Source organism: Paraplanobispora siamensis (assembly GCF_016863175.1).
In the GTDB taxonomy this organism is placed as follows: Bacteria; Actinomycetota; Actinomycetes; order Streptosporangiales; family Streptosporangiaceae; genus Planobispora; species Planobispora siamensis.
The window spans coordinates 182,433-208,492 of sequence record NZ_BOOJ01000014.1; the positions used below are offsets into that span (position 1 = coordinate 182,433).

Annotated in this window: 24 protein-coding genes and 1 pseudogene; 12 read left to right on the forward strand and 13 right to left on the reverse strand. The window is 71.2% G+C overall.

Going from position 1 to position 26,060, the window contains the following annotated elements; genetic code table 11:
* The first annotated feature begins 32 nt into the window (after positions 1 to 32).
* Positions 33 to 1,466 carry an O-antigen ligase family protein gene (locus Psi01_RS08245; RefSeq protein WP_239127315.1) on the forward strand — a complete coding sequence of 478 codons (1,434 nt, stop codon included), beginning with the start codon at positions 33 to 35 and terminating at the stop codon, positions 1,464 to 1,466.
* Here the strand turns inward: Psi01_RS08245 and Psi01_RS08250 are convergent.
* The 6 genes from Psi01_RS08250 to Psi01_RS08275 form a co-directional block, all read right to left on the reverse strand.
* Positions 1,424 to 2,395, reverse strand: a complete 972-nt coding sequence (locus Psi01_RS08250; protein ID WP_204063336.1) for a right-handed parallel beta-helix repeat-containing protein — start codon at positions 2,393 to 2,395, stop codon at positions 1,424 to 1,426. The genes Psi01_RS08245 and Psi01_RS08250 overlap by 43 nt on opposite strands.
* 6 nt (positions 2,396 to 2,401) lie before the next feature.
* Positions 2,402 to 2,956, reverse strand: coding sequence for a dTDP-4-dehydrorhamnose 3,5-epimerase family protein (locus Psi01_RS08255; RefSeq protein WP_204063337.1), 555 nt, complete (start codon positions 2,954 to 2,956; stop codon positions 2,402 to 2,404).
* Positions 2,953 to 3,798, reverse strand: coding sequence for a glycosyltransferase family 2 protein (locus Psi01_RS08260; RefSeq protein WP_204063338.1), 846 nt, complete (start codon positions 3,796 to 3,798; stop codon positions 2,953 to 2,955). Before Psi01_RS08260 ends, Psi01_RS08255 begins: the two co-directional genes overlap by 4 nt.
* Positions 3,795 to 4,943, reverse strand: coding sequence for a glycosyltransferase family 4 protein (locus Psi01_RS08265; protein ID WP_239127318.1), 1,149 nt, complete (start codon positions 4,941 to 4,943; stop codon positions 3,795 to 3,797). Before Psi01_RS08265 ends, Psi01_RS08260 begins: the two co-directional genes overlap by 4 nt.
* A gap of 58 nt (positions 4,944 to 5,001) precedes the next feature.
* Positions 5,002 to 6,321, reverse strand: a complete 1,320-nt coding sequence (locus tag Psi01_RS08270; RefSeq protein WP_204063340.1) for a nucleotide sugar dehydrogenase — start codon at positions 6,319 to 6,321, stop codon at positions 5,002 to 5,004.
* Between the two features lie 260 nt (positions 6,322 to 6,581).
* Positions 6,582 to 7,505, reverse strand: coding sequence for a glycosyltransferase family 2 protein (locus tag Psi01_RS08275; RefSeq protein WP_204063341.1), 924 nt, complete (start codon positions 7,503 to 7,505; stop codon positions 6,582 to 6,584).
* Positions 7,506 to 7,602: 97 nt separating this feature from the next.
* On the opposite strand from Psi01_RS08275, the gene Psi01_RS08280 reads away from it, so the two are divergent.
* Positions 7,603 to 8,409, forward strand: a complete 807-nt coding sequence (locus Psi01_RS08280) for a 2OG-Fe(II) oxygenase (protein WP_204063342.1) — start codon at positions 7,603 to 7,605, stop codon at positions 8,407 to 8,409.
* A gap of 7 nt (positions 8,410 to 8,416) precedes the next feature.
* Positions 8,417 to 9,658, forward strand: coding sequence for an acyltransferase family protein (locus Psi01_RS08285; RefSeq protein ID WP_204063343.1), 1,242 nt, complete (start codon positions 8,417 to 8,419; stop codon positions 9,656 to 9,658).
* Positions 9,659 to 9,738: 80 nt separating this feature from the next.
* Here Psi01_RS08285 and Psi01_RS08290 read toward each other — a convergent pair whose 3' ends face one another.
* The 5 genes from Psi01_RS08290 to Psi01_RS08305 all read right to left on the reverse strand — a co-directional run bounded on the left by Psi01_RS08290 (position 9,739) and on the right by Psi01_RS08305 (position 15,766).
* The gene (locus tag Psi01_RS08290; RefSeq protein WP_204063344.1) at positions 9,739 to 10,611 is read right to left on the reverse strand and encodes an NAD-dependent epimerase/dehydratase family protein; all 873 of its coding nucleotides are present in this window, start codon (positions 10,609 to 10,611) and stop codon (positions 9,739 to 9,741) included.
* Between the two features lie 616 nt (positions 10,612 to 11,227).
* Positions 11,228 to 12,274 (reverse strand): 2-oxoacid:ferredoxin oxidoreductase subunit beta, encoded by a 1,047-nt coding sequence (locus tag Psi01_RS08295; protein WP_204063345.1) that lies wholly within the window; start codon positions 12,272 to 12,274, stop codon positions 11,228 to 11,230.
* On the reverse strand, positions 12,267 to 14,114 hold the full coding sequence (locus Psi01_RS08300) for a 2-oxoacid:acceptor oxidoreductase subunit alpha (protein ID WP_204063346.1): 1,848 nt from the start codon (positions 14,112 to 14,114) through the stop codon (positions 12,267 to 12,269). The genes Psi01_RS08295 and Psi01_RS08300 overlap by 8 nt, the downstream gene beginning before the upstream one ends.
* A 207-nt stretch (positions 14,115 to 14,321) precedes the next feature.
* Positions 14,322 to 14,411 carry a putative leader peptide gene (locus Psi01_RS44525; protein ID WP_373872406.1) on the reverse strand — a complete coding sequence of 30 codons (90 nt, stop codon included), beginning with the start codon at positions 14,409 to 14,411 and terminating at the stop codon, positions 14,322 to 14,324.
* An 83-nt stretch (positions 14,412 to 14,494) separates the two neighbouring features.
* A complete protein-coding gene (locus Psi01_RS08305; protein ID WP_204063347.1) occupies positions 14,495 to 15,766 on the reverse strand; it encodes a polysaccharide deacetylase family protein in 1,272 nt (423 codons plus the stop codon).
* A 383-nt stretch (positions 15,767 to 16,149) separates the two neighbouring features.
* Here Psi01_RS08305 and Psi01_RS08310 point away from each other — a divergent pair, with 383 nt between their 5' ends.
* The 5 genes from Psi01_RS08310 to nuoH all read left to right on the forward strand — a co-directional run bounded on the left by Psi01_RS08310 (position 16,150) and on the right by nuoH (position 20,077).
* A complete protein-coding gene (locus tag Psi01_RS08310; RefSeq protein ID WP_204063348.1) occupies positions 16,150 to 17,499 on the forward strand; it encodes a glutamate-1-semialdehyde 2,1-aminomutase in 1,350 nt (449 codons plus the stop codon).
* 83 nt (positions 17,500 to 17,582) lie between these two features.
* A complete protein-coding gene (locus Psi01_RS08315; RefSeq protein WP_204063349.1) occupies positions 17,583 to 17,954 on the forward strand; it encodes an NADH-quinone oxidoreductase subunit A in 372 nt (123 codons plus the stop codon).
* A gap of 22 nt (positions 17,955 to 17,976) precedes the next feature.
* Positions 17,977 to 18,498, forward strand: coding sequence for an NADH-quinone oxidoreductase subunit B (locus Psi01_RS08320; protein ID WP_204063350.1), 522 nt, complete (start codon positions 17,977 to 17,979; stop codon positions 18,496 to 18,498).
* Positions 18,495 to 19,040, forward strand: a complete 546-nt coding sequence (locus Psi01_RS08325; protein WP_204063351.1) for an NADH-quinone oxidoreductase subunit C — start codon at positions 18,495 to 18,497, stop codon at positions 19,038 to 19,040. The genes Psi01_RS08320 and Psi01_RS08325 overlap by 4 nt, the downstream gene beginning before the upstream one ends.
* A gap of 83 nt (positions 19,041 to 19,123) precedes the next feature.
* The gene (gene nuoH, locus Psi01_RS08330; protein WP_204063352.1) at positions 19,124 to 20,077 is read left to right on the forward strand and encodes an NADH-quinone oxidoreductase subunit NuoH; all 954 of its coding nucleotides are present in this window, start codon (positions 19,124 to 19,126) and stop codon (positions 20,075 to 20,077) included.
* Positions 20,078 to 20,089: 12 nt separating this feature from the next.
* On the opposite strand, the gene Psi01_RS08335 is transcribed toward nuoH, so the two are convergent.
* Both Psi01_RS08335 and Psi01_RS43195 read right to left on the reverse strand, forming a co-directional pair.
* The gene (locus Psi01_RS08335; protein ID WP_204063353.1) at positions 20,090 to 21,409 is read right to left on the reverse strand and encodes a serine/threonine-protein kinase; all 1,320 of its coding nucleotides are present in this window, start codon (positions 21,407 to 21,409) and stop codon (positions 20,090 to 20,092) included.
* A 203-nt stretch (positions 21,410 to 21,612) separates the two neighbouring features.
* Entirely contained in the window at positions 21,613 to 21,822 is a 210-nt protein-coding gene (locus Psi01_RS43195) for a hypothetical protein (RefSeq protein ID WP_239127330.1), read from the reverse strand.
* On the opposite strand from Psi01_RS43195, the gene Psi01_RS43200 reads away from it, so the two are divergent.
* The 4 genes and pseudogenes from Psi01_RS43200 (at position 21,788) to Psi01_RS08355 (ending at position 25,977) form a co-directional block, all read left to right on the forward strand.
* Positions 21,788 to 22,900, forward strand: coding sequence for a 4Fe-4S binding protein (locus Psi01_RS43200; RefSeq protein ID WP_239127328.1), 1,113 nt, complete (start codon positions 21,788 to 21,790; stop codon positions 22,898 to 22,900). The genes Psi01_RS43195 and Psi01_RS43200 overlap by 35 nt on opposite strands.
* Positions 22,897 to 23,436, forward strand: coding sequence for an NADH-quinone oxidoreductase subunit J family protein (locus Psi01_RS08345; protein ID WP_204063354.1), 540 nt, complete (start codon positions 22,897 to 22,899; stop codon positions 23,434 to 23,436). Before Psi01_RS43200 ends, Psi01_RS08345 begins: the two co-directional genes overlap by 4 nt.
* Before the next feature lies 1 nt (position 23,437).
* Positions 23,438 to 23,740, forward strand: a pseudogene (nuoK, locus tag Psi01_RS08350) (NADH-quinone oxidoreductase subunit NuoK); the annotation flags it as partial.
* Between the two features lie 326 nt (positions 23,741 to 24,066).
* On the forward strand, positions 24,067 to 25,977 hold the full coding sequence (locus Psi01_RS08355) for an NADH-quinone oxidoreductase subunit 5 family protein (protein ID WP_204063355.1): 1,911 nt from the start codon (positions 24,067 to 24,069) through the stop codon (positions 25,975 to 25,977).
* The last annotated feature ends 83 nt before the right edge of the window (positions 25,978 to 26,060 follow it).

The following is a 26,060-nucleotide window of genomic DNA, read 5'->3' on the forward strand; positions in this document are numbered from 1 at the left end:
TCAGGAAGGGCCCGGAGGCGTGGAGGGCGGCCGTGGAGGCTCCGCGCGAGGGCGCGGGGTGGCGGGGCCGTCTGATGGCGCTGGGGCGGCGGGAGCCGTCCTTCCGGCCGCGTGTCGACCCGCTGGCCGAGCCGCGCCTGCGGCAGCGCGCCGACGCCGCCACGCTGGTCGCGCTGTTCGTCGTCGCGCAGCTGGTGATCCCGGCCCGGCTGGTCCTGCGCGGCCTGCCGATCTCCCTGACACCGGCCGACCTGCTGGGCCTGTTCCTGCTGCTGTGCTGGCTGTGCGCGCACTTCACCACCACCCTCGGCGCCGCGAAGGGACGGCTGCCGATCAGGACCGCGCTGTTCGTCTACGGCGTCGGGCATCTGATCATCTACGGCTACACCACGCTGTCCTACCTGCCCAAGGACGAGCTCAACCTGGCCGACCACTCCGCGGTGCTGATCGCCGCCAACCTGGGGGTGGCGCTGGCGGTCTGCGACGGGGTCCGCGGGCGCGGGCGCCTGGACCTGGTGCTCAAGACCGTGGTGGTCTCCGGGGCGGTCATCTCCGTGATCGGGGGCCTGCAGTTCGTCTTCGGCCTGGACCTGACGAGGTACATGGTCCTGCCCGGCCTGCGTCCCACCGGCGTCGAGGGCGTCGAGGCCGTGCTCGGCAGATCCGACTTCAACCGGGTGGCCTCGACGATGGGCCATCCCATCGAGTTCGGCGTGGTGTGCTCGATGCTCCTGCCCATCGCCGCGCACTACGGCTTCCACGCCCGCGACCGCGGGCAGCCCGCGGGACGCTGGTGGCTGTGCACCGGGCTGATCGCCGGCGGCCTGATGTTCTCGGTGTCGCGCTCGGCGGTGCTGGGCGTGGCGAGCGTGGCGCTGGTGCTGTTCCTCGGCTGGCCGCACCGGCGGCGCCTGCAGGCGATGGCGGCCACCGTGGTCTTCCTCGTCGGGATCAAGGTCCTGGTCCCCGGCCTGCTCGGCACGCTGTTCAACCTGTTCGCCACCATCGGCTCCGACGACAGCGTCCGCTTCCGCACCCACGACTACTCCTGGGCCCTGGCCGAGATCGGCAGGCGCCCGCTGCTGGGCCGCGGGGTCGGCACCTGGTACGCGCCCAAGCACCAGGTCTTCGACAACCAGTACCTCCTGACGCTGGTGGAGGCGGGAGCCCTCGGCCTGGCGCTGTTCGTCGGCATCGCGCTGTGCGGCATGACCGTGGCGCTCATGATCCGCGCCCGCAGCACGGACGCCCGCGACCGCAACCTCGCCCTGACGCTGACCGGCTGCCTGCTGGTCCCCCTGGTCTGCGCGGCCACGTTCGACCTGCTGTCCTATCCGGGGGTCACCGCCCTGATGTTCCTGCTCGTCGGCGCGGTGGGCGCCCTGCTGCGGGCGACCCGGGACGAGTCCCTCCCCCCGCCCGCTCAGCCGCAGGGCAGGGGTGCCACCGTCGAGGTGATGCGGTAGTCCTCGTCGATGGTGACCAGCTTGTTGCCGGAGAAGTCGACGCCGGCGCAGTCGACCACCAGCGGGCCGTACTCCCAGGACTTGTCCACCACGCTGTTGTCCCGCATGACCTTCCTCCCGCGGGCGTGCAGCAGGCGCATGCTGTAGGTGCCGCCCATCACCAGGTTCTCGGTCACCTCCACATCCACCGTGCCGGTGTCGACCAGGAAGATCGGCGAGGTGACGTCCTCGGCCTGCCGCTGGTCGAAGGTGTTGTGGTGGACCACCAGCCCCCTGCCCGCGCCGATGGTCTGGATGCCGTCGCCGTGGTCGCCGGGGTTGGAGCACAGCAGCACGTACGAGTCCTCGATGCGCACGTTGTCGCCGGAGACGCTGAAGCCGTCGCCGTGGCCGCGGACGTGCACGCGCCTGGCGGTGAAATCCGTCGTCTGGATGCCGGGCGCGGTCAGGCAGCCCTTCTCCGGGCCGACGGTGGAGTCGGTGATGGTGAAGGAGTAGCCCTCGCCGTCGTACCAGTCCTGCACGCCGCCGTCGATCCGGCTGTTCCTGATGACGACGTCGTCGGCGGTGATCAGCAGGTCGCCGGGGATGTGCACGCCGTCCAGGACTCTTCCGTCCTTGGTCACGCGGTAGGCCTCGCCGTGGAAGTTCAGCTTCAGCCTGCGCAGCTCCGTGCCGGGCGGCACCCCCGTGCACGCCGGGGTCGGATGGTCGGGGCAGCCCTCGGGGCCGGTGGTCTGCGCCGGCGGGCCCGTGGGCGAGGCGGGCGCGGACGGCGTGCCCCGCGGTCCCGTTCCCCGCGTCCCCTTTCCCGGAGCCCCGGTGGGGGACGGCGGGCCGGCCTGCTCGGAGGCGGGCGGGGTGCAGGCCGCCAGCGGCAGGACCAGGCACAGCAGGAGGGCGGCCACGAGGCGCGGCAGGTGTCGCATCGCCGGTTACCCCGTCGTCCGGAGCCGCTCGCGGAGTCGCGACCACGATCCGGCGGCCAGGTCGCGCTCGCTGATCGCGGACACCGGCAGCGGCCAGTCGATCTTTAGTTCGGGATCGTCGTAACGGACGGACAGGTCCTCGGCGGGGTCGTGCTCCCGGTCGATGCGGTAGCAGACGTCGGTCTGCCCGGTCAGGGCCTGGAACCCGTGCAGCAGCCCCGGCGGGACGTAGAGGGTCAGGAAGTCGGTGTCGTCGAGCACCACGGACATCTGCCGCCCGAAGGTGGGCGAGTGCGGCCGCGCGTCGACGAGCACGTCGTGCACCGCCCCCCGCGCGCACCTGACCAGCTTGGCCTCCCCCCGTCCCGACCGGCCGTGCATGCCGCGGACGGTGCCCTGCCGGGAGCGCGACTGGCTGTCCTGGATGAACAGGGAGGCGTCCAGACCGTGCTCCGCCGCGACCGCCGCGTCGAAGGTCCGGGTGAACAGGCCGCGGTCATCCCGGTGGGGGGTCGGCACGAACAGCAGCACCCCGTCGAGCGCGGCCCGTTCAACTCTCATCTCGCGATCCCGTCCGTTCTGCTGCTCGAATCCGTCGACCACGCCACGGGCGCCCCGCGGGAGCCGCGCGCCAGCGCCCGGTCGGCGACCTGGACGGCCAGGTAGCAGGCCGCGTCCAGGGGGCTCACCGACCGCCCGGCCAGCAGCGCGACCAGCGGCCGCAGCCCCAGCCTGCTCTGCGCGGGCCGGCCGAGCGCGTCCAGCTGCCGGTTGCCGAGCCGTACCCGGACCCGGCGGCGCAGGTGCGCGCGGACGGTCCGCGCCGGCCGGACCACCGAGCGGGCCTCGGGGACCGCCCGCCGCTCGCCGGGCGCGAAACTCCTGTGCACCCATTCGTCATCGCACACCACGTCGGGCAGAGGGAAGACCCTGGCGTGCCCGGCCTCGGTGAGCGCGTAGACGCCCACGCCGGCGAGCACCCGGTGCGGGCCCATCATGCGGTCGTGCACCCGGTGGACCCGCCGGGCGGTACGGCCGGCGCCGCGCAGGTCCCACTCCGGGACGGGGGCGCAGGCCAGCACGCCGGGCCGGTCGAGCGCCGCGACCAGCGCGCGGGCCGACTCCGCCGACAGCCCGACGTCCGCGTCGAGATAGATCCGGGGGAAGACGCGGCACCGCGCGTCGCCCAGCCGCAGGGCGTTGACCTTGCCGGGCAGCGGCGTCTCGACCACCCGCACCCCGGCCGATCTCGCCACCTGCGCGGTGCGGTCGGTGCACGCGTTGGCCACGACGACGACGTCGAACTCGCCCGGGGCCGCCCCGGCCAGCAGCCCGTCCAGGCAGCGCGGCAGCGCGGAATCCTCGTTGTGCGCGGGGATCACCACGGAGGCCAGTGGCGTCATCGGCGGCTCCGGGCGGCGTACGCCGCCTCGTACGCGGCCAGCAGGGCCTTCTTCGAGTGCTCCCACGACAGCGGGCCGGCGACCCGCTCGCGGCCGATCTCGCCCATCCTGCGGCGTTCGGCGGGGTCGTCGAGCAGCCGGGCGATCAGCTTGGCGAACTCCGAGACGTCGTCGGCCGGGGCGTACAGGGCGGCCTCCCCGGCCGAGACCCTGGCCTCGCGCAGCTCGAAGGAGACGATCGGCCTGGCCATCGCCATGTACTCCATGACCTTGTTCATCGTGGAGACGTCGTTGAGGGGGTTGAGCGGGTCCGGGGACAGGCAGACGTCGGCGGTGGACAGGTAGCGCAGCAGGTCGGCGTCCGGGATCCGGCCGGTGAACTCGACGCTGTCGGCCAGGCCCAGCTCCCGCGACAGCGCCACCATGGCCTCGAAGGTGTCGCCGCCGCCGACGAACACGGCGTGCCAGTCCGTACGGCCCAGCTCGTCGCGGAGCCGGGCCAGGGCCCGCAGCGCGTAGTCCACGCCGTCCTGCGGCCCCATCACGCCCAGATAGCACAGCAGGTGGGGCTTGCCCTTCCTGGCCGCCTCGTCGGGGGGCACCTGGTGGAAGCGTTCGACCCGGGGCGCGCTGCGCACCACGAACACCTCCTCCGGGCGCTTGCCGCCCCTGGTGACCGCGACCTCGCGGTAGCTCTCGTTGGTGGCGATGACGACGTCGGCGGCCCGGTAGGTGCGCCGCTCCAGGGAGCACACGGCGCGGTAGAGGAGGTCCTCGCCGCGGCCGAACCTGGACAGGTAGAGCTCGGGCACCAGGTCGTGCTGGTCGAAGACGAACCTGGCGCCGCGGCGCCTGAGGGCTCGGGCCACGAGGAAGAACAGGTCCGGCGGGTTGCAGGCGTGCACCACGTCGACCCGGCCCACCTTGCGGGCCAGGCGGAAGGTGTGCCAGAGCGCGGTGCCGTACTCCCGCAGATAGCCCAGCGGGCCGCCGGTGGCCGCGCGCAGCCGGTAGCGGTGGATCCTGACGCCGTCGATCACCGCCTCGGGCTCGGTGTCCTGCGTGGCGCCCCGCGGGCAGATGACGTGGACCTCCCAGCCCGCCTCGCGCAGGGCCAGGCTCTCCTGCCACACGCGCCGGTCCATGGGGACCGAGAGGTTCTCGACGAGGATGAGTGCTCTGCGAGCTGCTTCACCGACCGCTTTACCAGCCAAGGCCCACATACCCGGGGTGCGCCCGGCGCTCTTCGGCGTCGGGGAGACGGACGAGGTCGACGACGGGGCGGTCCCCGCTGGCGGCGAGCGCCGCCTGGACCGCGGGCTCCCTGCTGCCGACGACGCACACCTCGGCGTGCGCGAGGACCTCCTCGGCGGAGTCGGTCAGCAGGTCGCCGAGGTGGGGCAGCCGGTCGGCGATGTACTCCCGGTTGGCCCCCATCAGGCGGGACATCGAGACGTTCGCGTCGTAGATGCGCAGGTTGTAGCCCTTGCCGATGAGGCGTTCGGCCAGCTCGACCAGCGGGCTCTCGCGCAGGTCGTCGGTGCCCGGCTTGAAGGACAGCCCGAACAGCCCGATCTTGCGCAGCCCGCTGGCGGTGACCAGGTCGAAGGCCCGCTGCAGGTGGTCGTCGTTGGAGGGCAGGATGTGCGCCAGCAGCGGCACCGAGACGTCGGCGCGCCGGGCCGCGTAGACCAGGCCCCGCAGGTCCTTGGGCAGGCACGAGCCGCCGAACGCGAAGCCTGGGCGCAGGTAGGCCGGGCTGACGTTCAGCTTGCGGTCGGCCAGGAAGACGTCCATCACGCGGTGCGAGTCGAGCCCGAGGGCCTGGCAGATCGCGCCCAGCTCGTTGGCGAAGGCGATCTTCAGCCCGTGGAAGGAGTTGTCGGCGTACTTGGTCATCTCGGCCACCGTGATCGGCACCCGGAAGACCTCGCCGGGCAGCCCCTCGTAGAGCGCGGCCACCACGTCCTCGCTGGCCGGGTCGGAGGCGCCGATGACCGTCTTGGGTGGTTCGAAGAAGTCCCGCACGCTCGTGCCCTCGCGCAGGAACTCCGGGTTGACGGCCACGCCGAAGCCGGTCCCGGCGGTCAGCCCGGAGGAGCGCTCCAAAATCGGGATGAGCAGGTCGGCGCAGGTTCCCGGCAGCATCGTGCTGCGGAAGACGATCGTGTGCCGGCGGCCGGGACGCCCGGCGACGGCCCTGCCGATCTCCTCGGCGACCCGTTCCAGATAGACCGTGGACAGGCTGCCGTTCGGGGCCGAGGGGGTCCCGACGCAGACCAGTGAGACGTCCGTCCCGGCGACGGCCTCCGCGGCGTCGCATGTGGCGCGCAACGCGCCCGAGCGCACCACCTCCGCGGTGAGCCCGCCGATCCGTTCCTCGACGACCGGGGCCCGGCCGGAGTTGATCAGGTCGACCTTCGTCGGGTTGACGTCGACGCCGACGACCTCATGTCCCCGTACGGCCAGGCAGGCGGCGGAGACGCATCCGACATAGCCCAGCCCGAAGACACTTATCTTCATGTGCACTGCCCTTCGCCGCGTCACCCACCCGTTGATCGCGCGGAGCCGTGGAGCGATATGTCGTGGCCCGCTTCACACCGCTTGTATGTCGGTATGTGCCAGTTGAGTGTTACATCCGAGTTGAGTGTTACGCCCGCAAAATCCGGCCTTTCTATTTCGAATAGAATGTGATATCCCGTCCATCGGGAATGCGATATTCGGATCGCCGAGAATGTGAGATTCGGCTAGATGGATGACCGATTCAATACGCGGTGGGACGGTCAGCCCGGCAGGCTCCGCATCCGGCGCGACGGCCTCATCAGCGCGATCGCCGCGGCCCGCGACGTACGGCGCCCGGCGAGCGCGCGCAGCGTCTCGCCCAGCGTCACCGCGGCGTGATAGGCGAAGGCCGCCACCGGGCCCCGGCGGCGGCGGAACAGCAGGACCTTGTTCACCGCGAGCAGCGAGGCGAGCATGGGGTTGACCTTCGCGTCCCCGCCGATGTGCTCGACCACCGCCGCCGGCTCGTACCACAGCGTCCAGCCCCGGTCGGCGGCGCGCAGCGCGAACTCGGTCTCCTCGCTGTAGAGCAGGAACGACTCGTCCCACGGGCCGACCTCGCGCAGCGCCGCCGCGGAGACGAGCATGGCCGCGCCGGTCGACCAGTCCGCCGGGCCGGGACGCTCGTACCGCAGCGGATCGGTGATCACCTCTCCCAGCGTGCCGATCCGCCCGGCCAGCCGCCCGCCGATCAGCGCCTCGGCGACCGCCCCGCGCACGCTCGGCGCCCGGCGCAGGGACGGGTGCACGTGGCCGCCGGGATCGACGATGCGGGGCGCCGCGATGCCGCGCCCCGGCTCCCTGAGGGCGTCGGAGAGCGGGGCGAGCATGCCCGGCCGCAGCCGGCAGTCGGGGTTGAGGATCAGCACCGCGTCGAGCGCCTCCAGGTCCAGCGTCCGGGTCCCCGCGTTGATCGCGGCGGCGTAGCCGCCGTTCCTGCCGGTCCGCACGACCCTGATCGGCAGCTCGGCCCGCTCGGCGATGGCGGCCGAGTCGTCCCGCGAGGCGTTGTCCGCCACCACTACCTCTGCCAAATGCGTTCCGCGCGCTCCTTCGGCGAGAGAGGCCAGGCAACCGGGGAGCACTTTGGCGCTGTTGTACGTCACGATCACGACCGCGATCCGTGCGGGTTGGGATATCGCCATGACGCGGAGTATTCACCCGAATAGGGGTGTAACGAAAGAGTTTCGATACGACGATGAGAAAACGGAGAAACCCGGACAGGACGGATGGAGAATCGCCGTGCAGGACGTCAAGGAATTCACTTTCCGCCGAGAAGACCTGCTCCCCCTCGCGGACAGTCTGCGTCCGCAGTTCCAGCAGGCCTCGCCGTTCCGGCACGTCGTCATCGACGACTTCCTGCCCCCGGGCGTTCTCGACCCGGTGCTCGCGGAGTTCCCCGAGCCCCGGGACGTCGAGTGGCAGCAGTTCGACAGCGCCAAGGAGGTGAAGCTGGCGCTGTCCGACACCGAGCGGATGGGCCCGGCCACCCGGCACCTGCTGGCCGAGTTCAACGGGCAGGTCTTCATCGACTTCTTGGAACGTTTGACCGGCATCGAGCAGCTCGTCTCCGACCCGCACTACGAGGGCGGCGGGCTGCACCAGATCCGCCCGGGCGGCTTCCTGAAGGTGCACGTGGACTTCAACCGGCACCGCCGGCTCAACCTCGACCGCCGCCTCAACGGGCTGCTCTACCTCAACAAGGACTGGGAGGAGAGCTACGGCGGCCACCTGCAGCTGTGGAACAGGGACATGAGCGAGTGCGAGCACGCCATCCTGCCGGTCTTCAACAGGTTCGTGCTGTTCGCCACCACCGACGACGCCAACCACGGCCACCCCGACCCGCTGACCTGCCCCGAGGACCGCGCCCGCCGTTCCATGGCGCTGTACTACTACTCCAACGGCCGCCCGGCCGAGGAGATCACCGACGACCACACCACCGTCTTCAAGCAGCGGCCCGGGGAGTCCTGGAAGAGCAACCTCCGGCAGGTCGCCAAGCGCTGGACGCCGCCCGCCCTGGTGGACCTGGCCTCCCGGCGCAAGGACTAGGCAGCCGGTGGTGGGGGAGCCCCGGCTGAGACTGACCTACCTCGACGGCATCCGGGCGGTCGCCGCGATGTTCGTCGCGCTCCACCACATCTGGCTCGGCGTCTGGGACGACTTCCCGGCCAACGCCGGCCCGTGGTGGACCGGCTGGCTGCTGTACGGCCACATCGCCGTGGCGGTCTTCATCGTGCTGTCGGGCTTCTCCCTGGCGATCGAGCCGGTCAGGAACGAGGGCAGGCTGCGCGGCGGGAACCGGAGGTTCTTCCGGCGCCGGGCCTGGCGCATCCTGCCCGCCTACTGGGCGGCCCTGGCCGTCTCGATCATCCTGATCGCGGTCAGGCAGCACGAGCTGCTGGGCCCGGACGGGACGGTGGTCGGCTACCAGCCCGTCACCGTCAAGTCCGTCGTCGTGCACGGGCTGCTGCTGCAGGACGTCATCGGCAGCCCGTCGCCCAACGGGGCCTTCTGGTCGATCGCCATCGAGTGGCAGATCTACTTCCTGTTCCCCCTGCTGCTGTGGTGGCATCGCCGGTTCTCGGCGCGGACGCTGATCTTCTCTGTCCTCGCCGTCGTGATCGTCAGCCAGTACCTGTCGCTGGCCTTCGACGTGCTGTCCCCGATCCAGGGCCTGACCCCGCAGTTCCTGGCGCTGTTCGTGTTCGGCATGGTCGCGGCCGACGTGCTGTCCGGCCCGCCCCGGCCCCGGCGGTGGGCGCTGGCCGGGGCGGCGGCGGGAACCGTGGTCCTGGTCGCCTGGGCCTGGATCGCCGGCTCCCCGGCCATGGTGGCGAACTTCTTCTGGGTGGACCTGGCGGCCGGGGTGTGCACGGCGCTGCTGCTGGCCGGGCTGGTGCACGCCCGCTCCAGCCGCCTGCGGTCGTTGTTCGAGACCCGGTTCCTGCGCTGGACCGGCCGCTTCTCCTACAGCATCTACCTGGTGCACTCGCCGATCCTGCTGACCCTGTGGTACTTCGCGGTGGTGCCGATGCGGCTGGAGCCGGTGCCCCGCTTCCTGGTCATGCTCGCCCTGGGCATGCCCGCCGTGATCTTCGGATCCTGGCTGTTCTCGCGCCTGTTCGAGGAGCCCTTCCTGCGTCACCGCAGCTGGGCGAGCCTGCGCGAGGCGTTCGCGGCCAGGTGGGCGGCTCTGCGGTCCCGGCTCGCGAGGACGCGGCCCGCCGGGGCGGGGGCCCGGGCGCCCGATACGGGGACGCCCGGACCCGAGGTGTCGCTGGTCCCGGAGGAGCGTTAGCGGCCGGTGTACCGGGCGACGGCCTCAGCGGCCGGCGTGCCGGACGGCGGCCTCAGCGGCCGGCGTGCCGGACGGCGGCCTCAGCGGTCGGCGTACCAGGCGACGGTCCGCTTCAGCCCCTCCTCCAGGCCGACCTCCGGCCGCCAGCCGAGGACCTCGGCGGCGGGGCCGAGGTCCGCGGTCTGCCGGACGTCCATGGGACGGTCGGAGACGGTGCCGAACCGGGGACGTCCCGGCCCGCCGATGATGCTGAACAGGAGCTCGACGGTTTTCCTGACGGAGGTGCCGACGCCGGTGCCGACGTCGAAGCACCGCCCGACGGCCTGATCGGTCTCGTAGGCCGCGACGAAGGCGTTGACCACGTCCTCGACGTAGACCCAGTCGGCGAGCTTGGCGCCGCTGGTGAGCGCCGGCTCCTCACCGCGCAGCAGCGAAAGCGTCACGTACGGCACCAGCTTGGTGGTGTCTCGCTGGTCGGGGCCGTACACCATCGTGGGACGCAGTATGGTGTATGGCACGTTCCACAGGCGGTGGAAGAGTTCGGCGTATCCGCTCGCCGCCCACTTCGCCATGGCGTACGGCGAGGGCGGCGGCGTGTGGTCGTTCCCCGGCCGGGGCTCCTCCGACGATCCGGTGAGCAGCATCCTGACGTCCGGCCTCCCGCTGGCGGCGCTCAGCAGGTTGACCGTGCTCACCAGGTTGTTCTCCATCGTGAGCCGGACGGTCTCGACGTTCCGGGCGCCGTTCACCTCGCTGGCCAGGTGGACCACCACGTCGGGACGGGCGGAGTCGAAGAGCTCGGCGGTCGTCCGCGGGTCGCGCAGGTCGGCGGTGTGCCAGACCTCGCCGTACTCGGCGTCCCTGGGATGACGGCTGACCGCGTGCACCTCGGCGCCCATCCCGGCCAGCCGTCTGACCAGGTGGGATCCGATGAATCCGGTGGCGCCCGTCACCAGGGCCCGGCTTCCCCTCCATCGCGACGGAGGTCGTTCACCGGAGGCCGGGCCGTCCGGTGTCTTGCCTTCCATGGGGACCATAGGGATTTCCTTCCACTCGTAACGGGGAGACGCGCGGAGAAGGAAATCGCGGGGGAGGGCCCCGCAGGGGGCGGAAGAGATGGTGGTCGTCCTCGGAGCGACTTCGTCGGCGGGCGCGGCGGGACGCCGCAGACCGCCCTGCCGGCACCCGGCGGGCGCGGCCGCCCCGCCGCGGGAGGGGGTCGCGGCGGGGCCGCACTCCCCGGAACGTCCGGGACGGTCTCGCCTGGAGCCGCGCCGGGCCCCGGGAGGGCGTGGCGCGGCGCGCCAGATTGGCGCTCCGGCGCTGGTGGCCGTTGCAGACGGCCGTGTCACCCGGTTCGGCGGGAGCCTGCTCGCCTCCGGCGTACCCGGCCGCGGAGACGGCGGGGACGGGAGGGGGGAGCAGCGCCGACGGCAGCCCCATGGCCGCCGTGACGGCCAGGGTCATCAGGGCGAGGCAGTGGAGCAGTGCGCGGGGGGACATGGCGATGTCTCCGCATCAGGTCGACTGCTGCCGGCTGCTGCGGAGACGAAGTGCGGAGTCCCGGACTCAGCCGATTCGCCAAGTGTCTCCGGCGAGGAGCAGATTGTCCAGATCACCGGGACCGCGCTGGGCGACGGCCTCCTCCAGCTGCGCCGCCATCTGCTCGTCGTAGGACGGGCGGTCGACGCTGCGGAAGATCCCGATCGGGACGTGCTCGAAGGCGGGCTCGTCCAGCCGGGACAGCGCGAAGGCCAGCGACGGGTCGGCGCGGTGCGCGTCGTGGACGAGGATCTCCTCCTCGGCCACCGACGCCCGGTCGACGACCTCGATGCCGCCGTCGGCCGCCCGCCGTACCGCCTTGGAGGCCGAGACGATCGGCTGGCCGTGCTCCAGGCGCAGCGTGATGTCGTCGCGCTGCTCGGGGTCCTTGAGCTGGTCGAAGGCGCCGTCGTTGAAGATGTTGCAGTTCTGGTAGATCTCCACCAACGAGGTGCCGTTGTGCTCGGCGGCCTCGCGCAGCACCGACTGCAGGTGCTTGCGGTCGGAGTCGATGGTCCGGGCCACGAAGGAGGCCTCGGCGCCGATCGCCAGCGAGATCGGGTTGAACGGCTTGTCCAGCGAGCCCATCGGGGTGGACTTCGTGATCTTGCCGACCTCGGAGGTGGGGGAGTACTGGCCCTTGGTCAGACCGTAGATCCTGTTGTTGAACAGCAGGATGTTCAGGTTGACGTTGCGGCGCAGCGCGTGGATCAGGTGGTTGCCGCCGATGGACAGCGAGTCGCCGTCACCGGTGATCACCCACACGCTCAGGTCGGGGCGCGAGGCGGCCAGGCCGGTGGCGATCGCCGGGGCGCGGCCGTGGATCGAGTGGAACCCGTAGGTGTTCATGTAGTACGGGAACCGGGAGGAGCAGCCGATGCCCGAGACGAACACCATGTTCTCGCGCTTGAGGCCGAGCTCCGGCACGAAGGACTGCACGGCGGCCAGGATCGCGTAGTCACCGCAGCCCGGGCACCAGCGCACCTCCTGGTCGGACTTGTAGTCCTTCATGCCCTGCTTGGCGTCGGACTTGGGGACCAGGGACAGGCCCCGGCCGTTCAAGAGCTCACTCACTGTCGATCACGTCCTGGATCACGCCGGCCAGCTCCTCGGCCTTGAAGGGAAGCCCGCGCACGCGGTTGTAGCTGATGATGTCGACCAGGAAGCGGGCGCGCAGCAGCAGCGCGAGCTGGCCGAGGTTGATCTCCGGGAGCAGCACCTTGTCGTAGGACTTCAGCACCTCGCCGGTGTTGGCGGGCAGCGGGTTGAGGTGCCGCAGGTGCGCCTGGGCGACCTTCCCGCCGGCCTTGCGGATGCGCCGTACGGCCGCCGCGATCGGGCCGTAGGTCGAACCCCAGCCCAGCACGAGCACCCGGGCGCCGCCGTCGGGGTCGTCGACCTCCAGTGCCGGGATGTCCTTGGCGATCCCGTCGATCTTGGCCTGGCGGAGCCGGACCATGCGGTCGTGGTTGTCGGGGTCGTAGGAGATGTTGCCGGTGCCGTCGGCCTTCTCGATGCCGCCGATGCGGTGCTCCAGCCCCGCGGTGCCCGGGATCGCCCACGGGCGGGCCAGGGTCTCGGGGTCGCGCTTGAACGGCAGGAACTTCTCGCCGTCGTTCGGCTCGGTGGCGAACGCGGTGGAGATGTCCGGCAGCTCGGCGGCGCTGGGCACCCGCCACGGCTCGGAGCCGTTGGCGAGATAGCCGTCCGACAGGAGCATGACCGGCGTGCGGTACTTCACCGCCAGGCGGGCGGCCTCGACGGCCGCGTCGAAGCAGTCGCTGGGCGACATCGCGGCGACGATGGGCAGCGGCGACTCGCCGTTGCGGCCGTACATCGCCATCAGCAGGTCGGTCTGCTCGGTCTTGGTCGGCATGCCCGTCGAGGGACCCGCGCGCTGCACGTCCACCACGATCAGCGGCAGCTCGGTGGTGACGGCCAGGCCGATCGTCTCGGCCTTCAGCGCCACGCCGGGGCCGGAGGTCGTGGTGACGCCCAGCGCCCCGCCGAAGGAGGCGCCGAGCGCCGCGCCGACGCCGGCGATCTCGTCCTCGGCCTGGAAGGTGCGGATGCCGAAGCGCTTGTGCTTGGACAGCTCGTGCAGGATGTCGCTGGCCGGGGTGATCGGGTAGGACCCGAGGAACAGCGGCAGCTTCGACTGCACGGAGGCGGCGATCAGGCCGTAGGCGAGGGCCTGGTTGCCGGAGATGTTGCGGTAGACGCCCGCGGGCAGCGGGGCCGGCTTGATCTCGTAGGAGACCGAGAAGGACTCGGTGGTCTCGCCGTAGTTCCAGCCCGCGGTGAAGGCCGCGATGTTCGCCTTGGCGATGTCGGGCTTCTTGGCGAACTTGGTCTCCAGGAAGGAGATCGTCGCCTCGGTGGGCCGGTGGTAGAGCCAGCTCAGCAGCCCGAGGGCGAACATGTTCTTGGAGCGCTCGGCGTCCTTCTTGGACAGGTCGAAGCCCTCCAGGGCCTTGACCGTCAGCGAGGTCAGCGGCACCGGGTGGACCCGCCACTCCGCCAGGGAGTCGTCCTCCAGCGGGTTGGCCTCGTAGCCCACCTTCTGCAGGTTGCGCTTGGTGAACTCGTCGGTGTTGGCGATGATGTCGGCCCCGCGCGGCAGGTCGCCCAGGTTGGCCTTCAGCGCGGCGGGGTTCATCGCGACCAGGACGTTGGGGGCGTCGCCGGGGGTGAGGATGTCGTGGTCGGCGAAGTGCAGCTGGAAACTCGACACGCCCGGCAGGGTGCCTGCGGGGGCGCGGATCTCGGCCGGGAAGTTGGGGAGCGTGGACAGGTCGTTGCCGAACTCCGCCGTTCCCGCCGTGAAGCGATCACCCGTCAGCTGCATGCCGTCACCGGAGTCGCCGGCGAAACGAATGATCACGCGGTCGAGTTGCTGAACCTGCTTGGTCACAGCTCAGTCCTCCTCGACGCGCCAGGGCGCCGTTATCGGTGGCACGTTCTTCATTTCCATGCTAGATCCCTCGGGGTCACGCGTTGGTGTTCGCGTTCCACTCGGCGGAGGAGTGTGACGTAAGTCGCATATCCTCAACTGGCCGCAGCGGTGGGTCGTGGGGCGCGGGCGTCGTGATCGTGGCGCCGGGGAGGCGTCCACGGGGGGTCACGATCGCGGACGGTTGGCCCGACACAGTCCGGCGGCGAGCCGGCACAGATCCACGTGCAGACGGCCGAAGAGGACAGTTGGAGTCACGTTGCCCAACTATATGTCCCGATAGCCGGTGAATCTCATTTCCGATTGCTATGGGGTCATAGTCACCGGCTATGACTGCCTCCCTACCGGGCGGGGGCGGGGGTGGAGGCGTAGACGTGTCCCGGGCGCGTCCCGGCCGGGCCGTACAGCTCGGGCACCGTGACGAAGACGTAGTCCTGCTCCGCCAGGGCGCGCAGGATCGCGGGGGTCGCCTCGACGCCCGCGGGGCTCGTGTCGTGCATGCGGATGATCGCTCCCGGCCGCGCCTGGGACACGACCCGGCGGGCGACCTCCTCGGCGTCCCCGGCGCCCAGGTCGCCGGCGTCGACGTCCCAGCCGACCAGCGACAGGCCGAGCCCGCGCGCGGTCTCGACGACCTCGGAGTCGGTCGCGCCGTACGGCGGGCGCACCAGGGCGGGGTCCTGCCCGATCGCCTGGCCGACCGCGTCGCGTCCCCGGGTGAACTGGTGCGCGATCTTGCTGGTGGACAGCGAGGTGAGGCTCCGGTGGGACCAGGTGTGGCCGGCCACCAGGTGCCCCTCCGCGCTCATGCGCCGCAGCAGGCCGGGCTGGGCGACCGCGCTCATGCCGACGGTGAAGAAGGTGGCCCTGGCGTCGTGCTCGGCCAGCACGTCCAGCAGCGCGCCGGTCCCGGGCGCCGGTCCGTCCTCGTAGGTGAGCGCCACGCACTTGGCCGTCGCGCAGTCCACGGTGCCGGCCTCGACGCTCACGGCCGGGGGCCTGCCCGAGGCCGCCGCCTTGAGGACCGCCTCGGACGTCGGCAGGGGCGGCACGGTCTTGACCGCGGTGGCCGCCCGCTGGGCCCGGAGCCCGGTGGGCGACAGCAGGTCCGTCACCTTCCGCGCCGGTACGGCGACCGCCACGCGGCCCAGCGCCCCGGCGGCGACCTGGTAGTCGTCGAACTCCACGACCAGCTCGCCCCGGGAGTTGAAGGCGAGGGAGTCGAAGAAGCGCTCGTCCGCCGTGACGGCGCCGGCGTCCACACCGCTCTTGCCGGTCAGGCTCTGCCGGGTCAGCGCGGCCAGGGAGGCCAGCGCGTCGCCGTCCTTGAGCAGACCGGTGGAGTCCACGGCCCGCCCCTCGGCCCGGTCGTACCAGACCGTGGTCCTGGAGTTGACCCAGCCGGCCTGCGAGAGCTCCCCGATGCTCAGCCGTACGCCGACGACCTGGCCGGAGGCGGCGCTCAGCTGCCAGTCGGCGTTGAACTCCGGGACCACGGCGGAGGAGGGTGCGACGGCGTTCCGCTCGAAGAGTTCGAGCCGCCCGGTCACCACCTCGCGGAGCCTGTCGCCGAGTTCGGGGGCGTCCTCGACCACGGGATAGGAGGCGTGCACGCGGCGGCCGGTTTCGTCACTCTCCGTAATGATCCGAGTACTCAATCCCGGGATCCCGGAGGGGTCCGCGTAGTCGACCAGAGTGGGCTCCGCGGGAACGCGTTCCTCCGCTGCCAGGGAGGTTGTCGCCGCACCACAGCTGATCACTGTCGCAGTGAGGAGGGCAATTCCTCCGGCGAATCTGAGATTGAGCATGGATGTCACGTTAGACGGAGAGTAACCCGATTTACTCTCCCTTGACTTTTCCCGGGAAGAGGCTTTGATGAATTGAGGTTTATCGATTTCGAAGAGTGAATGATCCTGTGTGGAGCGTTATCGGAAGGCCGATGAATTTGTCAGGTTGAGCCGTATCCCCGGGAGAGGAAGATCCATATTCTTTGTGGATGGACGTTCCGGGATCGCTGACCGGATTCACACGGTCCGAACAGCTGCAACGGCGCCTTCACGAACTCGTCCCGGGTGGGGCGCACACCTACGCGCGGGGCTCCGACCAGTATCCCGAGGGCATGGCCCCGGTGCTGGTCCGCGGCCGGGGGGCCAGGGTGTGGGACGCCGACGGGAACTGTTTCATCGAGTACGGCATGGGCCTGCGCGCCGTCACCCTCGGGCACGCCTACCGGCCGATCCTGGACGCCGTCCGCGCGGTCCTCGACGACGGGATGAGTTTCACCCGGCCCACCGAGCTGGAACTGGCCGCGGCCGAGGAATTCCTGGCCCTGGTGCCCGCGGCGGACATGGTGAAGTTCGGCAAAAACGGCTCCGACGCCACCTCGGCCGCCGTCAGGCTGTCCCGCGCGGCGACGGGCCGGGATCTGGTCGCCGTCTGCGATCAGCCTTTCTTCTCGGCCGACGACTGGTTCGTGGGCACGCTGGAGATGAACGCGGGGATCCCCGCCGCCGTGCGGGAGCAGACCCTGCGCTTCCGGTTCAACGACCTGGACTCCCTGCGCGGGCTGTTCGACGCCCACGAGGGGCGGATCGCCTGCGTGGTCATGGAGCAGGCGACCGCGCTCGCCGAACCGGATCCGGGGTTCCTGCAGGGGGTGCGCGAGCTGTGCGACCGGCACGGCACGGTGCTCGTCTTCGACGAGATGATCACCGGGTTCCGCTGGGCCGCGGGTGGGGGGCAGGCGGTCTACGGGGTGCGGCCCGACCTGTCGTGCTGGGGCAAGGCGATCGGCAACGGGTTCCCGATATCCGCGCTGGCCGGGCGCAGGGAGCTCATGGAACTGGGCGGCCTGCGGACGGACGCGCCCCGGGTGTTCCTGATGTCCACCACGAACGGGCCGGAGACGGTGTCCCTGACGGCGCTGCGCGCGGTCATCCGCGCCTACGCGGAGACCGATCCGGTCGGCGAGATGGAGCGGCGCGGGCGCGAGCTGGCCGAGGGGGTCAACGGCGCGGCCAGGGAGGTGGGGGTGGACGGGCACGTGGCGGCCGTCGGCAGGCCGTCCTGCCTGCTGTTCACCACCAAGGACGCCGAGGGAAGGCCCTGCCAGGCCTACCGGACGCTGTTCCTGCAGGAGCTCCTGCGGCGCGGGGTGCTCGGCCAGTCCTTCGTCGTCTCCGCCGCGCACACCCCGCAGGAGGTCGAGTTCACCGTCGGGGCGGCGCGCGAGGCGATGCTGGTCTACCGCAAGGCGCTGGAGAGGAAGGGCGTGGACGGGCTGCTGAGGGGCCGGCCGGTCGCCCCGGCCCTGCGGGGCCGAGCGGCCCCGCGCCGCCTGCCCTGAATGTTCGCCTCGCGGGATCGCCCGGCCCCACGCCGCGCGCCCTGACCCTGGGTCGGAAGGGCGCCGGCGGTTACGATCGGTCCGTGGACGAGTATTTCGGTTCGTACGCCGTGGTGGCCGCGCTCTTCGCGGTCGGACTCGCCGTGGTCGGGGGCGCGCTGTTCGCCAACCGGATGCTCCGGCCGAGCCGGCCGACCGCCGAGAAGCTGACCACCTACGAGTGCGGCGTCGACCCGGTCGGCGACGGCTGGGCCCAGTCCCAGGTGCGCTACTACGTCTTCACCTATCTCTATGTCGTGTTCGCGGTCGACGCGGTCTTCCTGTTCCCCTGGGCGACGATCTTCGCCGACCCCGGGTTCGGGATGACCACCCTGGTCGAGATGTTCGTCTTCCTGGGGTTCATCGCGCTGGGAATCCTCTACGCCTGGCGCAAGCGCGTACTCGCCTGGACCTGACCCGAGAGGAAGAATGCGGGATATGGCGGATCTCCCGATGCCCACCGTGGGACCCATCTCGCGACTGGCGCCCAAACCCATGCGCTTCATCCTCAACTGGGGGCGGCGCTACTCGCTCTGGGCGTTCAACTTCGGCCTGGCCTGCTGCGCGATCGAGTTCATCGCGACCTCGGCGAGCAAGCACGACTTCATCAGGTTCGGAGTGATCCCGTTCGCGAACGGCCCCCGGCAGGCCGATCTGATGATCGTCTCGGGTACGGTGACCGACAAGATGGCCCCGGCCGTGAAGCGGCTCTACGAGCAGATGCCCGACCCGAAGTACGTGATCTCCTTCGGCGCCTGCTCCAACACCGGCGGGCCGTACTGGGACTCCTACTGCGTGACCAAGGGCGTCGACCAGATCATCCCGGTGGACGTCTACGTCCCCGGCTGCCCGCCCCGGCCCGAGGCGCTGCTCTACGGGATCATGAAGATCCAGGAGAAGATCGCCGCCGAGTCCCTGGGCGAGCGGTACGCCCCGTCCGGGAAGGAGCCCGGCGCGTGACCCTCCCTGAGGCCCTCACGGAGCGGTACGGCTCCCGCATCCGGACGTCGGAGACGTTCGGCGGCGTCACCGCGGACGTGGAGGCCGATGACTGGGTCGGGGCGCTGGAGACCGCCAGAAACGCGGGCTACGCCTTCCTCGACTGGCTGACCGGCGTCGACGACGCTCCGGAGGGCTTCCAGATCGTGGCCCACCTCTACGATCCGGCGGCGCGGGCCCGGCTGCTGGTGCGCACCCGCGTGCCGCGCGAGGATCCCCGCCTGCCCACCGCGACCGGCGTGTTCCGCGGGGCGAACTGGCACGAGCGCGAGACCTTCGAGATGTTCGGCGTGGTCTTCGAGGGCCATCCGAACCTGGTCCCGCTGCTGCTGCCCGAGGGCTTCGAGGGTTTCCCGCTGCGCAAGGACTTCGTGCTGGCCGCCCGGGTCGCCAAGGCCTGGCCGGGGGCCAAGGAGCCCGGCGAGTCCGACCGCGGGGGCGCGCCGAGCCGCCGCAAGACGCTCCCGCCCGGGGTGCCGGCCGACTGGGGGCGCGATGAGTGAGCCCGGCCGTGTCGTGCCCGGTTATGTCGTGCCCGGTCATGTCGTGCCCGGTCATGTCGTGACGGCGTGTGGATGGAGGCGCGATGCCTGAGGTGCTCGACGCCGCCGTCCGGCTGCTCGCGATCCTCGCGGTCTTCCTGGTGCTGCCGCTGGTCGCCGGGCAGATGGAGCACAAGGCGATGGCCCACATGCAGGCCCGCCTCGGCCCGATGTACGCCGGGGGCTTCCACGGCTGGGCCCAGCTCATCGCCGACGGGGTCAAGTTCATGCAGAAGGAGGACGTGATCCCGGCCGCCGCCGACCGCCGGGTCTTCGGCCTCGCCCCCGCCGTCGCGCTGGTGCCGTACCTCGTGGTGATGGTGGTCATCCCGGTCGGCCCCGGCCTGGTCGGGGCCGACCTGGACGCCGGACTGTTCTTCGTGCTCGCCGTGATGGGCATCGGAGTGCTCGGCTCGATCATGGCCGGCTGGTCCTCCGGCAACAAGTACTCCCTGATGGGCGGGATGCGCTCGGCCGCCCAGCTCATGTCCTACGAGCTGCCGCTGGTGCTGGCGGCCTCCAGCGTCGCGATGGCGGCCGGGACGCTCTCCCTGCCGGGCATCGTGGAGGCCTGGCAGTGGTGGTGGCTGCCCTGGCAGGCGATCGGCGGCGTGGTGTTCTTCATGGCGGGCCTGGCCGAGCTGCGCCGCCCGCCGTTCGACATGCCGATCGCCGAGTCCGAGATCATCATGGGCCCGATGACGGAGTACACCGGGATCAGGTTCGCCCTGTTCATGCTTTCCGAGTACGCCGGGATCATCGTGCTGTCCGCGCTCACCAGCGTGCTCTTCCTCGGCGGCTGGCACGGGCCCCTGCTGCCCGGACCCGTGTGGATGCTCATCAAGGTGTTCGCCCTGGTGTTCGTGGTCATCTGGGTCCGGGTCAGCTATCCCCGCCTGCGCGAGGACCAGCTGCAGAAGCTCGCCTGGGCCGGCCTGGTCCCGCTTGCGCTGGTCCAGCTCGCGCTCACGGGGGTCGTCAAGGTCCTGGCCGGGTGACCCTCTCCACGGTCACTGCACGATCCGCAGCATGATGTCGGCCGCCGTGGGCCGCTTGGCGGGGTCCTTCTCCAGGCAGGCGGCGGCCAGCGGGCGCAGCGACGACGGCAGCGGCGACAGGTCGGGCTGGTGGTTGAGCACCCGGTTGAGGATGGCGGGGATGGTGTCCGAGCCGAAGGCGGCGCGGCCCGAGGCGGCGAAGATCATGGTGGACGCCCAGCTGAACACGTCGGACTCCGGGCCGATGTGCCCTCCGCCGAGCTGTTCGGGGGACATGTAGGCCGGGGTCCCCATGACGCTGGAGGTCGCGGTGACCTGGTCGAGGGCGCGGGCGATGCCGAAGTCGATCACCCGGGGGCCGTCGGCGCCGATCAGCACGTTGGCCGGCTTGAAGTCGCGGTGCACGACCCCCGCCCGGTGGATCGCGGCCAGGGCGCCCGCCGTGGCCAGCGCCAGCCGGGTCAGCCCGTCCTCGTCGCGGGGTCCGCGGTCGCGCACGAGCTGCTCCAGCGAGACGCCGTCCACGTACTCGCTGACGACGTATGCCTGGTCGTCGTTGATGTTCACATCCAGCACCCGGGCGGTGGAGAACGTCGCCACCCTGCGGGTCGCCTCCACCTCGCGCAGGAAGCGCTCCCTGGCGGCCTGGTTCCCGGTGAAGTGCTCGTGCAGGACCTTGATCGCCACCTTCTGTCCCTGCGGGGTGAGGGCCAGGTGGACCGTCCCCTGGCCGCCCCGGCCGATGGTGTCGATCACCCGGTACGGCCCGATCCACTCCTGGGGCCGGTCGGACTGCCCGAACTGCATGTGCGTGAGGGGAGGCTGGTCGCTGTACAGCGTGTTCTTCAGGTAAGGAGGCTGGCTGGGGTGCGGGATGGGGGTGTACTGCCCGGAGACCGGTCCCGGCGGCGGATAGGTGGACTGGGGCGGGGACGGCTGGGCGTAGGGCTGCGGGCCGAACACGGGCTTCGAGCCGAATGCGGCCGGCGTCGCGAACACCGTGCCCCGCAGGATCAGAGCGTGGCCGAGCCCGCCGATCCAGTTGCCGAAGAAGCCGAGTATGACCAGGACGTTCAGCCATCCCGGGATCAGGTCGGAGTCCCCGTACGTGCCCGCGCCGATGACGAACACGCCCAGCCCCAGGGCGTACATGGCGGTCGCGAAGACGAGGGGCACACTGCGGAGCCGCCGCGCGGCGTGCCCGATGATGAACGGCGTCCCCAGGCCGCAGGTGAACAGGGGGACCAGGGTCCACACCACGCTCCAGCCCACGTTGGACGACGAGGGCTGCGGCTGCTGCGGGTACCAGGAGGGGCCGGGCTGCTGGGACATGGCGCGAACAATACGTACATCCGCGAACTCTCGCAGTCCCCTTCCGGATTGATTTTCGCGACTGAGACGCGGGCAGGCACGATAGTCGAACACACAGACTGTGGATAACGGTTGTGGATAACTTGGCGGTCCCGGGGATGACTTCTTCCTCAGGTTCCTTCGGTTCCTTCGGACCGCCGCATTCCCGAGCGCCGTGCCGTACGTCATGATGTTGAAGTGGCGCGGATACCAGGAGTGGGGCTGGCGAAGGGACTGTCCGTCACCCTTCGCCACATGTTGAACAGGTCGGTGACCCAGCAGTACCCGGAGGTGCGGCCTGACCTGCCCGCCCGGAGCCGGGGGGTGATCGCCCTGGTCGAGGAGAACTGCACGGTGTGCATGCTCTGCGCCCGCGAGTGCCCCGACTGGTGCATCTACATCGACTCCCACAAGGAGACCCTCCCCGCCCCCGAGGGCGGCCGCCCTCGTGCCCGCAACGTGCTCGACCGCTTCGCGATCGACTTCTCCCTGTGCATGTACTGCGGGATCTGCATCGAGGTCTGCCCCTTCGACGCCCTGTTCTGGTCCCCGGAGTTCGAGTACGCAGAGGGCGACATCCGCAACCTCGTCCACGAGAAGGACCGCCTGGCCGCCTGGGTCCAGACGGTCCCCCCGCCCCCGGCCCACGAACCCAACGCCGACCCCCCCAAAGAACTGACCGCAGCCACCCGCCCCACCCCCACCCGCCCCACCGGTCCTGCCGCCGACCCCGCCCGTCCCACCCCCGGTTCCGGCCGCCCCGCCGCGGGCTCCGCCCGCACTCCCGGCCGAGCCTCTGGCGCCGGCCCCTCCGGTGCTCCCGCCCAGCCGGAATCCGGCACCGCTCCCGGTCGAGCCTCCGCCAGCGAGGGGACCCGAGCCGGAGGCGAGGAAGGGCAGCCCGGCGGCGGCGCCACCCCACCGGCCCAGGCCCCCGGCACCGGCTCCCCTGAGGCGTCCGCCCAACCTGAGCCCGGCCCAGGCGCTCCGGCCTCCGGCCGGACTTCTGGCGCCGGCCTCTCCGGCACTCCGGCCCGGCCCGAGCCCGGCCCCGCTCCCAGTCGAGCCTCCGCCAGCGAGCGGGCCCGAGCCGGAGGCGAGGAAGAGCAGCCCGGCGGCGGTGCCACCCCGTCGGGGACCGCGTCAGAGGCCGGGCCCGGACACGGGGGCGCCGACGTCGCCGGGACGGACCCGGCAGAAGGATCCGCCCGCCCGCCCGCGGGCCGGACCCCGGCATCCCGTCCCGAGCGGCCGGTACGGCGGGCGTCGGCCAGTCACGCCAGCGTCCGGGCGATCAGGCCGCCGGGGTCGCTTCCGAAGCCGGGGTCACCCTCGGACAAGAACGACTTGTCCACAGGTCGGTCAGATCCCAAGAAGTTATCCACAGATGAGAGCGGCGTGCCCCCGGCCGGCGGCACACCGGAGCAGACTTCTGCCACGGACCCCGACGGAGAGCCCGAGGAGGAATCGTGACAGAAGTGGTGCCGTCCTACGCGTCGCCGACCGGGCAGGAGATCGTCTTCCTCCTCCTGGGCGTGATGGCCGTCGGGTCGGCGCTGCTGGTCGTGACCACCCGGCAACTGGTCCACGCCGCGCTGTGGCTGGTCGTCTGTCTCGGCGCCCTGGCCGGGTGCTATCTGGTGCTGACCGCCGAGTTCGTCGCGTGGGTCCAGGTGCTGATCTACGTCGGGGCCGTCGTCGTCCTGCTCCTGTTCGGCATCATGCTCACCCGGGCCCCGATCGGCCGGGCGGCCGACCTCGACAGCGGCAACCGGGTCGTCGCCGCGGTGGTGGCGATCGCGACCGCGGCCGTGCTGGTCACCGTGGTCATCGACGGCTTCCGCACCGCCTACGCCCCGCTCGATCCCGGTGCCGGCTCGGCCAAGGAGATCGGCGCCACGATCTTCCGCAACTGGGTGCTCCCCTTCGAGGCGCTCTCGGTCCTTCTGCTGGCCGCCCTGATCGGCGCCATCGTCATCTCCCGCACCGATATCCGGGGGAGGAGCTGACGTGCACGTCGTCTACCCGGCGATCGTCTCCGCGCTGCTGTTCTCCATAGGCGTGTACGGCGTGCTCGCCCGCCGCAACACCATCCTCGTCCTGATGTCCGTGGAGCTCATGCTCAACGCGGTCAACCTCAACCTGGTGGCCTTCGACGTGTGGCTGCGCGACCGGCTCCACGGAGGCCAGGTCCTCACACTCTTCGTCATCGTGATCGCCGCCGCCGAGGTCGGTCTCGGCCTGGCCATCGTCCTCGCCCTCTACCGCAACCGTCAGACCGTGGACCTCGACCGTCTGCGCGCCCTGGCCGAACCCCCCTCCGGCGCCGGCCCCGAAACCGGTGTGCCCGCCGACCCCGGCGCGTCCACCGACCCCGGCACGACTCCGGAAACCGGCGCGGAAACGCCTGTCCCGGTCCCCGGCGCCTCCCGGTCCGGCGCGGAATCCTCCGGCTCCGCCCCCCGGTCCGGCGCGGAACCCGGTTCCGGTGTCACCGGGGCGAGCGCAGAGCGAGGCTCCGGTCCAGGCAACGCCGACAACGGCGGACGTGACCGAGCCGGAGGAGGGGGCGGACGGTCCGGCAGGGGCGGAGCCTCGCCGGATGAGCCGGAGCACACGGTCCGAGTGGAAGAGGCGCCGTGATCACTGTCGTCGCACTCGTCATCCTGCTGCCGTTCCTCGCCTCCGTCGCGGGCCTGCTCGGCTCCCGTTGGCCCGGGCACGCCAGGGGAGGGCAGGCCGACACCGCCGCGAACCGCAGGGCCGCCTGGATCGCCATCGTGCCCACCGCGATCTCCACGGTCCTCGCGATCTGGCTGGCCTTCGGCCGGGCGGGGTTCGGCGGAGACCCGCCGGGACCGGCCGGGTCTCCGGACGACAGCGTGACGGGCACGCTCACGGTCATCGACACGGGCGGGATCCCCATCTCCGTCGGGCTCCTCGTCGACGGGCTCGCCGCGACGATCGGCGTCCTGGTCACGGTCGTCGCCCTGGCCGTGCAGATCTACTCCGTCGGCTACCTGCACGATGACCGCCGCTACCCCTCCTACAGCGCGTTCATCAGCCTGTTCACCAGCGCCATGCTCCTGGTCGTCTACGCGGCCGACCTCCTCGTCCTCTACGTGGGATGGGAGATCATGGGCCTGTGCTCCTACCTGCTGATCGGGCACTGGTGGGAGGACCGCGACAACTCCCGTGCCGCGGTCAAGGCCTTCCTGGTCACCCGGCTCGGTGACGTCGGCTTCCTGTTCGGCATCTTCGTCCTCGGCACGGCGGCCGGCAGCTTCGAGATCTCCGATGTCCTCGCCCGGCTCCCGGAGATGTCCTCCGGGACGGTCATCGCGGCGACGATGCTCCTGCTCGCCGGGGTGGCGGGCAAGAGCGCCCAGGTCCCCCTGCACACCTGGCTGCCGGACGCGATGGCCGGCCCCACCCCGATCAGCGCGCTCATCCACGCCGCCACCATGGTCGCCGCCGGCATCTTCATCGTGGCCCGCCTCTACCCCGTCTTCCTCGGCGCCGGCCCCACCATGGACGTGCTCGCCGTCCTGGCCGCGTTCGGCATGCTCGGCGCCGCGCTGGCCGCCCTGGCCCAGGACGACCTCAAACGCGTCCTCGCCTACTCCACGATCAGCCAGCTCGCCTACATGGCGGCGGCGCTGGCGGCGGGCTCCGACGAGGCGGCGATCTTCCATCTGGTCACGCACGGCGCGTTCAAGGCCCTGCTCTTCCTGTGTGCCGGAGTGGTCATCCACACGATCGGCTCCAACCTGATGAGCGCGATGGGCGGCCTCCGCCGGGAACTGCCCGTCACCTTCGTCACGATGACGATCGGCTTCGCGGCTCTGATGGGCATCCCACCGACCAGCGGTTTCTTCAGCAAGGACGAGGTGCTCGTCGCGGTCGAGGGAGCTCTCTCGCAGGGACCGCTCACCGACGCGGCCGCCCTGCTGCTGTATGCCAGCGCCCTGACCACGATCGCCGTCACCGGCGCCTACGCCACCCGGGCCTGGCTGCGCACCTTCTTCGGAGCCCGCCCGATCGTCGCGCTCCCAGAGCCCGCTCCCGGCACGGCCCACGTGATCGACGTCCGCGAGGCACCGGCCGCCATGCGCTGGCCGGTCATGGTTCTCGCCGTGCCCGCCCTGCTGCTCGGATTCGCCAGGGTCGGCGGAGTCCACTGGGGCACGGCCGCGCTGAGCGTCGCGGTGGCGCTCCTGGGAGCCGGAGTGGTCTACGCCGTGTGGCGGAGCGACCCCGTCTCCGACCCGGCCCGCATGCTCGGCCCCCTCCGCGTCCCCTGCGAGCGCGCCTTCTACGTCGACTCGGTCTACCGGACGCTGTTCGCCCGTCCGGTCCTCGCCCTCGCCCGACTGGTCGTCCGCACTGACGATCGGGTGGTGGACGGCGCCGTGCGCGGCTCCGGCCGTACCGCCCAAAGCCTGTCCGGCCTGGTCCGCCTCGCCCAGAACGGCAACGCCCAGCTCTACGTGACCGGCCTGCTCGCGGGCGTTCTCCTCATCGCGGTGGGGGCGGTGATGTTCGGATGATCCCCTTCCCGCGATGGAAGCCGACGGCTCACCGGACCCGTGCAACGAGTCGCCGAAGCCGGGCGGTGGTTTCCCGGGGCCGG

Excerpts from the sequence above, each read along its gene's own strand:
- Psi01_RS08250 (WP_204063336.1), bottom strand. The coding sequence starts at position 2,395 with ATGCGACACCTGCCGCGCCTCGTGGCCGCCCTCCTGCTGTGCCTGGTC.
- Psi01_RS08255 (WP_204063337.1), bottom strand. The coding sequence starts at position 2,956 with ATGAGAGTTGAACGGGCCGCGCTCGACGGGGTGCTGCTGTTCGTGCCG.
- Psi01_RS08260 (WP_204063338.1), bottom strand. The coding sequence starts at position 3,798 with ATGACGCCACTGGCCTCCGTGGTGATCCCCGCGCACAACGAGGATTCC.
- Psi01_RS08265 (WP_239127318.1), bottom strand. The coding sequence starts at position 4,943 with ATGGACCGGCGCGTGTGGCAGGAGAGCCTGGCCCTGCGCGAGGCGGGC.
- Psi01_RS08270 (WP_204063340.1), bottom strand. The coding sequence starts at position 6,321 with ATGAAGATAAGTGTCTTCGGGCTGGGCTATGTCGGATGCGTCTCCGCC.
- Psi01_RS08275 (WP_204063341.1), bottom strand. The coding sequence starts at position 7,505 with ATGGCGATATCCCAACCCGCACGGATCGCGGTCGTGATCGTGACGTAC.
- Psi01_RS08310 (WP_204063348.1), top strand. The coding sequence starts at position 16,150 with ATGGACGTTCCGGGATCGCTGACCGGATTCACACGGTCCGAACAGCTG.
- Psi01_RS08320 (WP_204063350.1), top strand. The coding sequence starts at position 17,977 with ATGGCGGATCTCCCGATGCCCACCGTGGGACCCATCTCGCGACTGGCG.
- nuoH (WP_204063352.1), top strand. The coding sequence starts at position 19,124 with ATGCCTGAGGTGCTCGACGCCGCCGTCCGGCTGCTCGCGATCCTCGCG.
- Psi01_RS08335 (WP_204063353.1), bottom strand. The coding sequence starts at position 21,409 with ATGTCCCAGCAGCCCGGCCCCTCCTGGTACCCGCAGCAGCCGCAGCCC.
- Psi01_RS43200 (WP_239127328.1), top strand. The coding sequence starts at position 21,788 with ATGCTCTGCGCCCGCGAGTGCCCCGACTGGTGCATCTACATCGACTCC.
- Psi01_RS43195 (WP_239127330.1), bottom strand. The coding sequence starts at position 21,822 with ATGCACCAGTCGGGGCACTCGCGGGCGCAGAGCATGCACACCGTGCAG.